This is a genomic window from Sodalis sp. RH19 (assembly GCF_047324215.1).
Classification (GTDB): Bacteria; Pseudomonadota; Gammaproteobacteria; order Enterobacterales; family Enterobacteriaceae; genus Acerihabitans.
Map to the genome: position 1 here is coordinate 2,850,123 of NZ_CP178734.1, position 14,828 is coordinate 2,864,950.

Genomic DNA, 14,828 nt, shown 5'->3' on the forward strand with positions numbered 1-14,828 from the left:
AGGCAAGGAGGGCAAAGCGCGGCGCGCCGGGAACGCCTTAAAATAACGCACAGGCGTTGACCCGCAGGGCGGCTCTCACGGATGAGAGCCGCAACGGCGCGCCGGAGTTTCCAAGGCGGTATTTACCGCGGCTTAACGACCCGGCCCATCCTGCCCGTCAGTACGGAGTTAGCCATGGCGCCGGGCGAATCCATCCATAAAGGACACCAGCGCCTCGACGCCCGCCAGGGGCATGGCATTATACAGGGAAGCGCGCATCCCGCCCACGACGCGATGGCCTTTCAGCGCGTGCAGCCCCGCCGCGACGGATTCATCCAGGAACAGTTTATCCAGCGCCGCATCCGCCAGTAAAAAGGGCACGTTCATGCGCGAACGGTTGGCCGGGGCGACATCGTTGCGGTAGAAATCGCTTTGGTCGATGTAATGATACAATGTATCCGCCTTGGCCTGGTTGCGTTTGTCCATTTCCACCAGTCCGCCCTGCGCCTTCAGCCATTTAAATACCAGGCCGGACAGGTACCAGGCAAAGGTGGGCGGCGTATTGAACATGGAGTCATTCTCCGCCAGCACCTTATAATCCAGCACCGACGGCAGCTCGCGCCGCGCCTTGCCCAGCAGGTCGTCACGCACAATCACCAGCGTCAGGCCCGCCGGGCCGATATTCTTCTGCGCGCCGGCATAGATCACGCCAAAACGGCTGACATCCAGGGGACGGGACAAAATAGTGGAGGAATAATCGGCGACGACCACTTTATCGCCGAAATCAGGCAATTCATCAATCGCCAGGCCGTCGATGGTTTCGTTCGGACAGTAATGCACGTAGGCGCCGTCGGCGGATAAGTTCCATTCGCGCATGGGCTTGATCGCGCGCAGGCCGTCAATCCGTGTTTTGACGTCGATAACCTTCGGGTCACAATATTTTTGCGCTTCGCTTATAGCGCTGTGCGCCCAGTAGCCGCCGTCGATATAGTCGGCGCTGGCGCTGTCGCCCAACAGATTGAGCGGCACCGCGGCAAACTGCGCCCGCGCGCCGCCGTGGCAGAACAGCACCCTATAATGGTCCGGAATACTCAGCAGCTCGCGCAGATCCTGTTCGGACTCCCGGGCCACCTCGATAAATTCCTTACTGCGATGGCTGATCTCCATCACCGACGTACCCAGACCGTGCCAGTTGCACAGTTCCTGCTCCGCGCGCCGCAAGACTTCCACCGGTATCATTGCCGGACCGGCGCTAAAATTAAACACCTGATTCATTTCCATCCACCACGTTGGCCAAAAAATTCGTTAATACTCATTCTATCGTTTTTATCACTCGCATCGGGGCGTCGCAACGGTTATTGCTTATCGCGCGTAATTTCAGCGCCGCCACCCGCACCCGGTCTTAACGGCGCCAGGGCGGATAAAACCGGCCGCTGCCGCGCTCACGATCGGGGGAATACATGGAGGCACGGCAGAAAACACCGTATTATGCGCCTTTCAAGACAATAAAAAGAGAACCTGCATGTCACAAACATTTATTCCCGGTAAAGACGCCGCCCTAGAAGACTCCATCGCCCGCTTTTACCAGCAGCTCGGCGCGCTGGGATTTAATATCGAAGAGGCTTCCTGGCTCAATCCCGTGCCGCACGTGTGGTCGGTGCATATCCGCGATCGCGACTGTCCGCTGTGTTTTACCAACGGTAAGGGCGCCAGTAAAAAAGCCGCCCTGGCGTCGGCGCTGGGCGAGTATTTCGAGCGGTTGTCCACCAACTATTTTTTTGCCGATTTTTATCTTGGCGCCAGTATCGCCAATGACGGGTTCGTGCATTATCCCAACGAGAAATGGTTCGCGCTGCCCGCCGATGGCCGTTTGCCGTCGGGCATCCTCGACGATGGCCTGCGGGCATTTTACGATCCGCAGCAGGAACTGACCGCGCCCGCGCTGGTCGACCTGCAATCAGGCAATGCCGCGCGCGGCATCTGCGCCCTGCCGTTTGAGCGTCAGTCTGACCGGCAGACGGTGTATATCCCGGTGAACATCATCGGCAACCTGTATGTCTCCAACGGCATGTCGGCGGGCAATACCGCCAATGAAGCCCGGGTGCAGGCATTGTCGGAAGTGTTCGAGCGCCATATAAAGAACCGGATTATCGCCGAGTCCATAAGCCTGCCGGCTATCCCGCCGGCGGTAATGGCCCGCTATCCCGGCGTGATCGAGGCCATCGCCCGCCTGGAAGAGGAGGGCTTCCCGATTTTCGCCTATGACGCGTCGCTGGGCGGGCTGTATCCGGTGATGTGCGTGGTATTGTTTAATCCCGCCAACGGCACCTGCTTTGCCTCGTTTGGCGCGCATCCGGACTTCGGAGTGGCGCTGGAACGCACGGTAACCGAATTGTTGCAGGGCCGCAGCCTGAAAGACCTGGATGTGTTCACGCCGCCGACCTTTGACGACGAGGAAGTGGCGGAGCAGACCAATCTGGAAACCCATTTTATCGACTCCAGCGGCCTGATTTCCTGGGATCTGTTTAAGCAGGATGCTGATTACGACTTTGCCGACTGGGACTTCAGCGGCAGCACCGGCGACGAATTCACCACCCTGATGGCCATTTTCCAGCGCCTGCACGCCGAAGTCTATATCGCCGATTACGAGCATTTGGATGTGTATGCCTGCCGCATCCTGGTGCCCGGGATGTCGGATATCTATCCGGTTGAAGACTTGCTGTTGGCCAATAACACCATGGCCGCCCATCTGCGCGCCACCCTGACCAGCCTGCCCGGCAGCCGCTGGCCGAAGCAGCGCTACCTGGCGCTGATAGAGCAGCTGGACGACGAAGGGCTGGACGATTTCACCCGCGTCCGGGAACTGCTGGGGCTGGCGACCGGCAGGGATAACGGCTGGTTTACCCTGCGCGTGGGCGAACTGAAGGTGATGCTGGCGCTGGCGGGCGGCGACCTGGAGCAGGCGCTGATGTGGACCGAATGGACCAGGGACTTCAATGCATCGGTTTTTACGCCGGAACGCGAAAATTTTTACCGCTGCCTGCATAGCCTGCTGTTGCTGACCCAGGAACCGGACCGCGAGCTGGGGCAGTATGTTGCCGCCTTTGCGCGCATGTACGGCCAGGCCACGCTTGAGCGCGCGCAGGCGGCGCTTAAGGGCGAAAACTGTTTTTACGGCTTATTCGATATCGACAGCGACCTGCACGCCCTGCCCACCCACCGCGCCCTGCTTGCCGCCTATGAAAAGCTGCAGGTGGCCAAACGCCGCTATTGGCGCCTGGCATAAGGTTACGCCGGCGCGCCGCTGCAAACCGCCGATCCGCCGCGCCGGGACGGTGAACATCCCGGCATCACATGCACGACCGTCGGGCATCGCGCCCGGCGGCCATGACGACGGCCCGCCGTGCCCGTGGGCCACAAGATAACCCTGCATTTTTTGTGCCTTGCGCGTATAGTAGAGCCATAAATAGGAAGCCGAGGTGAAGATAACAGCGCGGTTATTGACGTTTCCTTTTTAGCGTCATTGTTTCAGGAAAGTAAAATCCGGCAAAATAATAGGTCCGGATGAAACAAATTACCCACATTAATGGCTATTCCATAACGCGTCAAAATGTACAAAAAATGTGGTCTTCAAATCTTTATGTAATAATTAAAATTTATTTTTTCTTTATTTATCAAATATTTGAAATAAATGAGACGTCTTATCTTGCCTGTCAAGGGGGATTAAGTTTGGGCCATTATGATCTATATCAATTTTTGCTCTATACTCGTTTGTTAGAATTAGGTCGTTAATTAATCCAACGAGAGAGTTTGTGTGAAGTCTGACAACCCTTTTGACCTGAAATTACCCGATGCCATGGCGAAAGTTGCTGAAGAGGCGGGCGTCTATAAAGCAACCAAGCAACCGTCAAAAACGTTTTTTCTGGCCATTACCGCCGGCGTTTTTATTTCCATAGCCTTCGCGTTCTATATTACAGCTACCACCGGTGCCGGCACCATGCCTTACGGCATCTCCAAGCTTATCGGCGGTATATGCTTTTCGTTGGGATTAATGTTGGTGGTGGTTTGCGGCGCCGACCTGTTCACCTCCACGGTGCTCATCATGGTGGCGAAAGCCAGCGGACGCATCACCTGGGGACAGCTGGTTCGCAACTGGATCAACGTCTACATCGGCAACCTGTTCGGCGCGTTGTTTTTCGTCGCCCTGATTTGGTTCTCCGGTGAGCATATGGTGGCAAACGGCGCGTGGGGCCTTAACGTTTTGCAAACCGCCGATCATAAAATGCACCATACTTTTATCGAAGCGGTATGTCTGGGGATCCTGGCTAATCTGATGGTCTGCCTGGCGGTGTGGATGAGTTATTCCGGCCGCAGCCTGACGGATAAAATGTTCGCCATGATTTTCCCGGTCGCGATGTTCGTTGCCAGCGGTTTTGAGCATAGCATCGCCAATATGTTTATGATCCCGCTGGGCATCGTTATCAAGAATTTCGCAGCGCCGGAATTCTGGCAGGCCGTTGGGATGGCACCAGAACAGTTTTCACACCTGACCATTAGCAACTTTATCATCGATAATCTGATACCGGTTACCATCGGCAACATTATCGGCGGGGGGTTACTGGTAGGGTTGACGTACTGGATGATTTATCTGCGCGGTGGGAACAAGCATTAACCTGTTTGTCTCGCATCGTAAAGCCGGGTTTCAAGAAATCCACATTAGAAGGTAGGTATACAATGACCGATCTGAACACAAAACTAGCCACTGCTTGGGAAGGTTTTAGCAAAGGCGACTGGCAGAATGAAGTCAATGTTCGTGACTTTATCCAGAAAAACTATACCCCCTATGAAGGCAACGAAGCCTTCCTGGCAGGTGCTACTCCCGCCACCACGGAACTGTGGGGCAAGGTTATGGAAGGCATCAAAACCGAAAACCGCACCCATGCGCCGGTTGATTTTGATACGGATGTTGCCTCTACCATTACCTCCCATGACGCCGGTTATATCGCCAAGGGCCTGGAAAAAATCGTCGGCCTGCAAACCGACGCGCCGTTGAAACGCGGCCTGATTCCGTTCGGCGGCATCAAGATGGTTGAAAGCTCCTGCAAAGCGTATGACCGCGAGCTGGATCCGGAAATCAAGAAAATCTTTACCGAATACCGCAAGACCCATAACCAGGGTGTGTTCGATGTCTATACTCCGGACATCCTGAAATGCCGTAAAACCGGGGCCCTGACGGGTCTGCCCGATGCCTACGGCCGTGGCCGCATCATCGGCGACTACCGTCGTATCGCCCTGTACGGCATCGACTTCCTGATGAAAGATAAATTCGCCCAGTTCACCTCTTTGCAAAGCAAAATGGAAAACGGCGAAGATCTGGAAGCGACTATCCGTCTGCGTGAAGAAATCGCCGAACAACATCGCGCCCTGGCGCAAATCAAGGAAATGGCCGCCAAATACGGTTGCGACATCTCCGTTCCGGCAACCACCGCGCAGGAAGCCGTGCAGTGGACCTACTTCGGCTATCTGGCCGCGGTGAAATCCCAGAACGGCGCCGCCATGTCCTTCGGCCGTACCTCGACGTTCCTTGATATCTTTATCGAACGCGACCTGAAAGCCGGCAAAATCACTGAAGAACAAGCACAGGAACTGATTGACCACCTGGTCATGAAACTGCGTATGGTCCGTTTCCTGCGTACCCCGGAATATGACGAACTGTTCTCCGGCGACCCGATTTGGGCCACCGAATCCCTGGGCGGCATGGGCGTTGACGGCCGTACCCTGGTTTCCAAGACCAGCTTCCGTTTCCTGAATACCCTGTACACCATGGGACCGGCTCCTGAACCGAACATGACCATCCTGTGGTCGGAAAAACTGCCGATCAGCTGGAAGAAATTCACCGCCAAGGTGTCTATCGATACGTCTTCCGTACAGTATGAAAACGATGACCTGATGCGTCCCGATTTCAACAACGACGATTACGCTATCGCCTGTTGCGTCAGCCCGATGGTTGTCGGTAAACAAATGCAGTTCTTCGGCGCCCGCGCCAACCTGGCCAAAATGGTGCTGTACGCAATCAACGGCGGCATGGACGAAAAAGCCAAAATCCAGGTCGGCCCTAAAACCGCGCCAATCATGGATGCCGTACTGGACTATGATACCGTGCTGAGCAGCATGGACCACTTCATGGACTGGCTGGCTAAACAGTACGTCACCGCGCTGAACGTCATTCACTATATGCATGACAAGTACAGCTACGAAGCCGCGCTGATGGCGCTGCATGACCGCGACGTATACCGTACCATGGCCTGTGGTATCGCCGGCTTGTCCGTTGCCGCCGACTCACTGTCCGCCATCAAGTACGCCAAGGTTAAGCCTATCCGTGATGCCGAAGGCATGGCCGTTGACTTTGATATCGAAGGCGAATATCCGCAGTTCGGTAACAATGACTCACGCGTCGATGATATCGCCTGCGACCTGGTAGAACGTTTCATGAAGAAAATTCAGAAACTGCCGACCTACCGTAACGCGGTACCGACCCAGTCCATCCTGACCATCACCTCGAACGTGGTTTATGGTAAGAAGACCGGTAATACCCCTGATGGACGTCGTTCAGGCGCGCCGTTCGGACCGGGCGCCAACCCGATGCACGGCCGTGACCAGAAAGGCGCCGTCGCCTCGTTGACCTCGGTTGCCAAACTGCCGTTTGCCTATGCGAAAGACGGTATTTCCTACACCTTCTCCATCGTGCCTAAAGCATTGGGTAAAGATGAAGATGTGCGCAGGGCCAACCTGGCGGGCCTGATGGACGGTTATTTCCATCATGAAGCCGGCGTTGAAGGCGGTCAGCATCTGAACGTGAATGTGATGAACCGTGAAATGCTGGTGCAAGCCATGGAACATCCGGAAGACTACCCTAACCTGACCATCCGTGTGTCCGGCTATGCGGTACGCTTCAATTCATTGACCAAAGAACAGCAGAAGGACGTCATTACCCGTACCTTCACCGCGTCAATGTAATTTCCCTCACCGTCTGAAAAGGCGTAAAATAAAGGCTCCACGAAAGTGGGGCCTTTTTATTTCTCCGTTAAAATAGTAATCAATCCTAACTCTTGATGGACAAAGGTCGCGCATGAGATCCTCATTTGCTATTTTGGTTAATTTTAGGTTAATTTAGGCTTTTTTGATAAAACGTAAGAAATCCCACTCTTATCTAATTATTATTCTTTTTCTAAAACACGCCAATGCACATCACAACCCCGAAATAAATAATTCGTTTAGCTACAATGCATACACTCTCCATTAATCCCAAGGTAAAGTGCGTTTATCACGGCAGAATAGCGTTAACGAGATGAGCTTACCATGTAGTTGATGACCAAAGGCAGCGCACTCTGTTAGCAGAAAACCGCTCAGTGGTATTTATAGATAACTGTTGCACATAAAAATCGATATGCCGCTACCGTATTCGGTCATTGGCATGGACCGCCTCAAGCGGAATACTTTAAGTTAAATCATTGAAGCGGCCATTGAATATATTATTTGTGATTAATTTTTATTTCGTATTAATCCAGCATTATAAATATCGCCTTGATTAAATAAAAAGAATAGCGCGTCAGTTTATTAAATAATTTATACCCAAAATAATTCAAATTGCAGGAAGGCGGCAAGTAAGGAACCCGATGAACCCACTCAGGTAAGTGGTTCGGGTGAGCGCACGTAGCCAACGCACCTGCAGCTTGCAGTATCACGGATATATCAAGGAGGACATATGGGACGTGAAGGTGGTGGACCTGGCGGATGTTCAGGCGGTGGGGGCGTAGGGGTGGGAGGTACCTGCGGGCCGTCTAATGGCGGCGGTGGCTCGCGTGGCAGCTGTGGCCCGAGCGCCGGCAGCTGTGGCCCCAATCGAAGTTGTCCAGCCGATAGGGGGGGCGGCGGCCGGGGAGATGGAAGCTATGGTGATTACGGGACTACTGCGGATCGATGCCCTCCCGCTATATGTATGGACAGAGCCATAGCCGTGCATCAATCCAGTATTACATTGGCCGGCGGCTGCGGCAATTTTCACAACATTTTTAATAATGGTTGCTCCCCAACCGGCAAAATCTCATTTTCCAGGGACTGTACCTGGGTAGCCGGAAATACTGTGCATAGCGTCACTAATTTTTCACCTGTCGAGTCTGGCAAAGGCGTGGCTAAAAATATCTATGTGGTGAAAACCAATCATCACGGCAATAGCTGCGTATTTAGTTACCCCGTTGACCTTTCATCTACCGGGACGCCTGTAGGAGAGGGCAACCATGGCGAGATTGAAACCGCCGGCCGTACTTTCGGCCACCACCTGAATGAAAAAAGGGTCAGCCAGCAGGACGCCAGGGAAAAAAATAAAGCCGAGGCCCAACGGCTAGCGCAACAGCAGGCCCGGGACCGTTTTAGACTGTGGTCGCGTCTGCAAGCCGAACGCGCAGCCTGTGAACGTGAAAAACAGGCACTGCAGCGTCAAGCTGAGCTGGATGCTAAAAATTGCGCCACACCGCATGTGCGGCAAAGCGGGTTACCGGCGCACTGCGACAGCGCCCAGCATTGTCCGGCAGCGGATATCAGTGCAAACGGCAAACCCCCAGCAGGCGTTTGCGCCAATTCCGCATCCGTCCCACCGTCCCTGGCGGAGGTTAACGCACGGCGAGACATAGCGCCAGCCGTGGGCTCAAGCGGGGTGGCGACTCTGGCCACTGTCGTTGCTGAAGGTGGTCTGGCATCCGCTGTCGGCAGCAGGGTTCAGAGCGTTGGAATACACTCCGCGATAAGCGAACTCAAGGCGGCCGCGCTGGGGATGGCCAGACTTCCCCTAGGCATGGGGTTGTTAGCCTATAGCGGTAAGGCGGGTGAAGGCAGCGATAAGGTGCCGGGACGCGATGTATCGCAACTCGCCACTGCTGCTGCGGCGATAAACGCAGCAGGGACCGTGGCAGCGGGCTATGGCCGCGAGGCGGTGTTAAACGGCGGCAACGGATTTGCAGTAGGCGGTGAAATCTGCGAAGGCACGCGCGAGCAGTGCGGGATGCGTGATGGTACACGCAGACCGGAGCGCACCGCACTACCGGCGACAAATGATAATTTGGTGAGGAGGGCGCAGTTAAATGCCGTGCCGGTTAGGGCAGCAAACGCGGCATTAAACGTGCCGGTTTCTAGCGGAAAACCTCACCTGGCGCCGAGGAGAGCCACTCAAGCTAGTGACACCCGAGCGCAGGCGTTTGCACAAACTCCAGCCTCACCGAACGCCGCCACCCTGGTATCGCCATTAAATTGGCAAAACGTCTCGATGGCGACCAAAGAAGGGGTAAAGGCGTTAAAAGCCTCCGCTGCCGCAAGCCCCATTGGCGCTAAGGTCACGACCGTTGCCGTTGGTCTACATCCACTAAAAGCGGGTGAAGGCAGTTCGCTTCCAGGCGCAAAACACTACAGGCAAACACTTCCGGCTGATGCGCTAAATTTGCCTGCGGCTAAAGTACTCGCCATCGCAGCGAATAACCACACCACCATCGAGTCCGAATTTCGGGGTCGTCTACGCATTGATGGCCAAAGGGTTCAGCTTGAGCTGGTGAAAACGGCTGAGAAGACGCCGATTCGCGTGTTTAAAGGCGAGCCTACGGGCAATGGCGTTTTCCGCTGCTCAATACCACCGGCAGGCGGCTTACCCGGGCGAACCATTTTCGTCACCCCCGAAAAAGCGCCGGGCGCCCAGGGCCTGGGTGCACTGGTGACACCAAGCGACGCGCCAAAATCACTATCCCATACGGGTAATGAGGCAAAGCCGGTCACGCTGCCGACGGTGTTGCCCTTCCCCGCTAACGATGAATGTGATTTTAACGACCTGATAGTGGTGCCCCCGAGTGATAGTGGGTATCGGCCGGTTTATGTTATGCTGCAAGGGCCTCGGGACCTGCCGGGAGTGGTTACAGGAAGGGGCCAGGAGGTGGGTGATAATTGGCTTAGGGATGCGGCGACTGAAAATGGTGCTCCGATACCGGCACAGATAGCGGATAAATTGCGTGGAAGGCAATTCAGCTCTTTTAAAGCTTTTCGCAAAGCATTCTGGCTTGAATTGAGTAGCAGCCCAGAATTATCGAATCAATTTGGCGAAGCTGCCAGTGAAAATTTGCGAAAAGGCTCAGCTCCGGTGACTCGAGAAGCTGAATGGGTCGGTCAACGTCGAAAATTCGAAATTCATCATATGCAGCCCATCCAACATGACGGGGCAGTTTATGACATTGATAATTTGCGTGTATTATCACCCAAGCAACATATCGAAGCTCATTCAAATAAAGGCTCAAAATAAAATGTTACTCAAAGAAAATTATGAAGATTATACCGAACAAGAATTTTTAGAGTTCCTGGGGCAATTTTTTAATAATACATCGGGACTTGAAGGCGATGAGTATTCTGCTCTAAATGATCGGATGATTTTACATTTTAAAAAAATCACCGAACACCCCTATGGCTCAGATGTAATCTATTATCCGGATGCCGGTAGGGAAGACAGCCCGCGAGGTGTTCTCCAGGAAGTGAAAGAATGGCGGGCTAAAAACGGTAAGCCAGGTTTCAAACAAGCATAGCATGTTAAGTTTAATACCTGTCGACCTTAATAATCAAGTCCCGGTTACTATCGAGATAATCGTTATCAGATGACGTAAGCATGTAATGCCCGTAAAATGGCTGAGAAAACGCCGATTCGCGTGTTTAAGGGCAAGCCAGCGGGCAAGGTCGTTTCCCTGTGTTTAAAATCAGCAGCGCGACGCAGTGGAAAACCACTATCCGCAGACTGACACAGCGATCCAGCAAGCCAAATCATCCACGGATAATGTCACCCTCAATTGCTCATAAAACCCTTAAGGACAAGCTCACGTCATGCGGCTTTTGATTGCCCAATTGATGCCCATATCAATAGCGGATGAAAAACGCCCTACTCCCCCGTTTCGCTATGAGTGCCCCCTAGCGCCAACAGGAACAATCAGGCTCTGTTTTCGGCCTGACGATGATTGGTTAACATTCCCCACAACGAAGCCTGATGCAACGAACGACCTGACGTTGCAGGTATTTGGCACACATCAGCCACGCATTGTATAATGAATAGAGGTAATATAATTCTACTGATATTTATTTTGGGACTTTCCACGGCACGGCAACCGAGGGCCTAAGGGAATTTGCGCCTGGCTGCTTACCCGCTGCGGAGTTACTCACCCTGCTTAATGGAGTGTTCATATCATGTCCACCAATCAGCATCCTTTAGCACTAGTTGGCACTCTATGAATAATGTAACAACCTGTTTTAAAACTGATTCCTCCGCCGTGGCCGAGACAGTTACACCACGTATAGGACGCATCCATTCGTTTGAATCCTGTGGTACCGTCGACGGCCCCGGCATCCGTTTCATCATTTTTTTCCAGGGCTGCCTGATGCGCTGTCTCTACTGTCATAACCGCGACACCTGGGATACCCATGGCGGCAAGGAAATCACGGTTGAAGAAATCATGAAGGAAACGGTGACCTACCGTCATTTCATGAACGCGTCCGGCGGCGGCGTTACCGCGTCCGGCGGTGAAGCCATACTGCAGGCGGAATTTGTGCGCGACTGGTTTCGCGCCTGCCATGCCGAAGGCATTACCACCTGCCTGGATACCAATGGCTATGTCCGGCGCTACGATCCGGTCATTGACGAACTGCTGGACGTCACCGACCTGGTCATGCTGGATATCAAGGAAATGAACGACGATATACATCAAAACCTGGTTGGGGTGTCCAACCACCGCACGCTGGATTTTGCGCGCTACCTGCAAAAAATCAACAAGCGTACCTGGCTCCGTTATGTGGTGGTGCCGGGATGGTCGGACGACGATAAATCCGTGCATATGCTGGGCGAGTTCACCAAGGACATGGCCAATATCGAAAAAATCGAGCTGCTGCCCTACCATGAGCTGGGTAAGCATAAATGGATTGCCATGGGTGAAGAGTACAAGCTCGACGGCGTTAAGCCGCCCTCTACGGAAATCATGGAACGCGTGAAGAATATCCTGGCCGGCTATGGCCATAAAGTGATGTACTGACCATGATGTCCCCCATTGCCCCCGGGGGATATGATCGACCACGCATTCACGGCCGGCCGGGATGATACCCGGTCATTCAGCCCAAGTCCCGCCCCCGCCCCTCTTGTTCCGGTATCGCTCCGGGCCACGCCGTTTCGCGGCGCCGGTGATATCCCGCATAAGACGCCTGGTATAACCGGGCTGTGTAAGGTCTTCTTTTTTCACGACAGGAGTTGTTACACCTTTAGGTGCTAAACAGGCTCATTATTTTTAGAGAACTGGGAGCCTATGCCGTATTATTGCCTTTTTGAACAATTGAAAACGATACGTTAACTATGAAAGCTTCACCCATTAAAGCTGCGGGCTGGCGGGAAATCTGGCAGTTGATTAAGCCGTTTTGGCGTTCCGAGGAAAAATGGCGCGCCTGGGGTATGCTGGCGGTGATTATTATCCTCTCATTGTCCACGGTGTATATCAGCGTACTGTTCAATGAATGGAACCGGGTATTTTATGACGCGTTGCAAAATAAAAATTTTGCGGTGTTCAAAAGCCAGCTGATCAGGTTCACTTGGCTGGCATTGTTATTTATCCTGATCTCCATCTATAAAATTTACCTCACCCAGGGCCTGCAAATGTATTGGCGGCGCTGGATGACGCGGCAATATATGGCGAAATGGCTGCATCATCATGCCTATTACCATACCGAGCAACAGCAGACGGTCGATAACCCGGATCAGCGTATCGCCGAAGACCTGAACGCGCTGACCAGCGGCACCCTGTCGCTGGCCCTGGGTTTGCTCTCAAGCGTGGTGACTTTTGTTTCTTTTATTTCCATTTTATGGTCGGTGAGCGGACCGCTGTCGTTTACCCTGAGCGGGCATCTGTTTACCGTGCCGGGGTATATGGTGTGGTTCGCCATATTATATGCCGGGCTGGGATCGCTGCTGATTTGGTATGTAGGCAGACCGCTGGTGCGTTTGGGTTTCCAACAGGAAAAATTTGAGGCTAATTTCCGGTTTGGCCTGATTCGTATTCGCGAAAATAATGATGCCATTGCCCTTTACCAGGGCGAACCCCGGGAAGCGAACCTGCTGGACAACAAGTTCGAAGCCATCCGCGCCAACTGGTGGTCCATTATGCGCGTTAGCCGGCGGCTGAATGTGGCCAGCAATTTCTATGGTCAGTTTGCCATTATTTTCCCGATCCTGGTGGCGGCGCCGCGTTATTTTTCCGGTGCCATCCAGCTTGGCACGCTGATGCAGATTTCATCGGCGTTTGGTGAAATACAGGGCGCGCTGTCATGGTTTATCGACGCGTTTAATCAGTTGGCCAACTGGAAAGCCTGTATTAACCGGTTGGCGGGGTTTAACGCTGCGGTGGAGCGTCACAGCAGCCAGAAGACGGCCATTACGCGCGACGACGCGACGGATACCGCCCTGGCGCTGACCGGGCTGAGTTTAACCATCCCCTCGGGTCGTGTCCTGTTCCACGACGCCACGCAAGCCATCGCCCCGGGCGAACGGGTGCTGATCGCCGGCCCCTCCGGCTGCGGCAAGTCCACCCTGCTGCGGGCTATTGCCGGCATCTGGCCGTATGGCGCCGGGAATATCAGCCTGCAGGCGGGCAAAAAAGTGCTGTTTTTACCGCAGCGCAGCTATATCCCTATCGGTAACCTGCTCGAAGCGCTGTGTTATCCGGAAGCGCCGGATCACTTTACAGAAGATCATATGCGCGCGATGCTGGACCTGTGTCGTCTGGGTCATTTGCAACCCATGCTGCACCAGCAGGCCAACTGGAGCCACTGGCTATCGCCGGGCGAGCAGCAGCGTCTGGCGTTTGCCCGCGCGCTGCTGATCAAACCGGATATCCTGTTTCTGGATGAGGCGACCAGCGCGCTGGATGATGAAAACGAACAGTTGATGTACCGCCTGCTGACGGAGCGGCTTCCGGGGATCACCCTGATAAGCGTCGCCCACCGTAACAGCGTTGCCCGTTATCATACCCGGTGCTGGCGGTTCGAGCGCGGCGAGGATATGGACAGCGCGGTGCTTAACCTGAGTCCGCTGCCGCGGAGCAGCTAATTGACCGGGCCCAAACCGGGGCCTTGCGTCGGTTGGCGCACCGGCCGCCTTGATGGGGCGCTACGCTCGGGGATTGGGTATGTTGGGTTGTTTAACGCTGGGCTGGTGAGGGGATGTCGCGGCGGCGGGGTGGTGTGTGTCACGGGGGTGAGGTGGTGTTTGTCACAGGGGTGAGGTTTTCGCTTGCTTTAGTTTGAGGGGGCTATGTATTGCCTGGCGCCGGCAAGCGACCAGAGGGACCGTACGCACGGTCCCTCTGGACTCCCTGGCGTCCGGCAGATCGTGCGCCGCTGCGCGGTTCCCGACAGCGCCCATCCCGGCTTTGGGACCGCACGGGACGCGCTCCCGGCGCGGCCCTTAGCTTTCGCCGCTCCCGGCGGCTCATCCCGCCGCGATGCTCGCCGCCGGCGCACTCTATGCCGGCACAACGTCAACACCATCGTCTGTAAGTAAAACAACGTGTTAGGGTACTTAGCGCTATGCGCTTACCGGGAAAAACATCACATTTATTTTAGGTCGGAGACTACCGGCTTTTGAGTGAAGGCTGGCGGCTGGTGGCTGGTGGCTGGTGGCTGGTGACTGGTGACTGGTGACTGAAAGTGTAATGCTTACTGTTAAAACTTAAAGCTTAATATTGAATGATAAACACGTTGCTGCCTTAATGTATGCCTGCCTGACCGATAAGTGT

8 protein-coding genes are annotated in these 14,828 nt (G+C 54.3%); 7 read left to right on the top strand and 1 reads right to left on the bottom strand.

Annotated features, from left to right (window positions below; all coding sequences use genetic code 11):
* Positions 1–168 precede the first annotated feature (168 nt).
* Complete coding sequence (gene serC, locus ACL2XF_RS12960) at positions 169–1,254, bottom strand: 3-phosphoserine/phosphohydroxythreonine transaminase (RefSeq protein ID WP_413728740.1); 1,086 nt, start codon at positions 1,252–1,254, stop codon at positions 169–171.
* A 247-nt stretch (positions 1,255–1,501) separates the two neighbouring features.
* Between serC and ycaO the strand changes: the two genes are divergently transcribed.
* From ycaO to ACL2XF_RS12995, 7 genes are all read left to right on the top strand, one after another.
* Entirely contained in the window at positions 1,502–3,265 is a 1,764-nt protein-coding gene (ycaO, locus tag ACL2XF_RS12965; RefSeq protein WP_413728741.1) for a 30S ribosomal protein S12 methylthiotransferase accessory factor YcaO, read from the top strand.
* A gap of 528 nt (positions 3,266–3,793) precedes the next feature.
* Positions 3,794–4,651 carry a formate transporter FocA gene (focA, locus tag ACL2XF_RS12970; protein ID WP_410015906.1) on the top strand — a complete coding sequence of 286 codons (858 nt, stop codon included), beginning with the start codon at positions 3,794–3,796 and terminating at the stop codon, positions 4,649–4,651.
* Positions 4,652–4,713: 62 nt separating this feature from the next.
* Entirely contained in the window at positions 4,714–6,996 is a 2,283-nt protein-coding gene (gene pflB, locus ACL2XF_RS12975; RefSeq protein WP_413722383.1) for a formate C-acetyltransferase, read from the top strand.
* Positions 6,997–8,122: 1,126 nt separating this feature from the next.
* Positions 8,123–10,315, top strand: coding sequence for an S-type pyocin domain-containing protein (locus ACL2XF_RS12980; RefSeq protein WP_413728742.1), 2,193 nt, complete (start codon positions 8,123–8,125; stop codon positions 10,313–10,315).
* A gap of 1 nt (position 10,316) precedes the next feature.
* A complete protein-coding gene (locus ACL2XF_RS12985) occupies positions 10,317–10,592 on the top strand; it encodes a bacteriocin immunity protein (RefSeq protein WP_413728743.1) in 276 nt (91 codons plus the stop codon).
* A gap of 690 nt (positions 10,593–11,282) precedes the next feature.
* A complete protein-coding gene (gene pflA, locus ACL2XF_RS12990; protein WP_413728744.1) occupies positions 11,283–12,080 on the top strand; it encodes a pyruvate formate lyase 1-activating protein in 798 nt (265 codons plus the stop codon).
* A gap of 314 nt (positions 12,081–12,394) precedes the next feature.
* Entirely contained in the window at positions 12,395–14,140 is a 1,746-nt protein-coding gene (locus ACL2XF_RS12995; RefSeq protein WP_413722382.1) for an ABC transporter ATP-binding protein/permease, read from the top strand.
* Positions 14,141–14,828 lie beyond the last annotated feature (688 nt).

Excerpts from the sequence above, each read along its gene's own strand:
- ycaO (WP_413728741.1), top strand. The coding sequence starts at position 1,502 with ATGTCACAAACATTTATTCCCGGTAAAGACGCCGCCCTAGAAGACTCC.
- serC (WP_413728740.1), bottom strand. The coding sequence starts at position 1,254 with ATGAATCAGGTGTTTAATTTTAGCGCCGGTCCGGCAATGATACCGGTG.
- pflB (WP_413722383.1), top strand. The coding sequence starts at position 4,714 with ATGACCGATCTGAACACAAAACTAGCCACTGCTTGGGAAGGTTTTAGC.
- pflA (WP_413728744.1), top strand. The coding sequence starts at position 11,283 with ATGAATAATGTAACAACCTGTTTTAAAACTGATTCCTCCGCCGTGGCC.
- ACL2XF_RS12995 (WP_413722382.1), top strand. The coding sequence starts at position 12,395 with ATGAAAGCTTCACCCATTAAAGCTGCGGGCTGGCGGGAAATCTGGCAG.
- ACL2XF_RS12985 (WP_413728743.1), top strand. The coding sequence starts at position 10,317 with ATGTTACTCAAAGAAAATTATGAAGATTATACCGAACAAGAATTTTTA.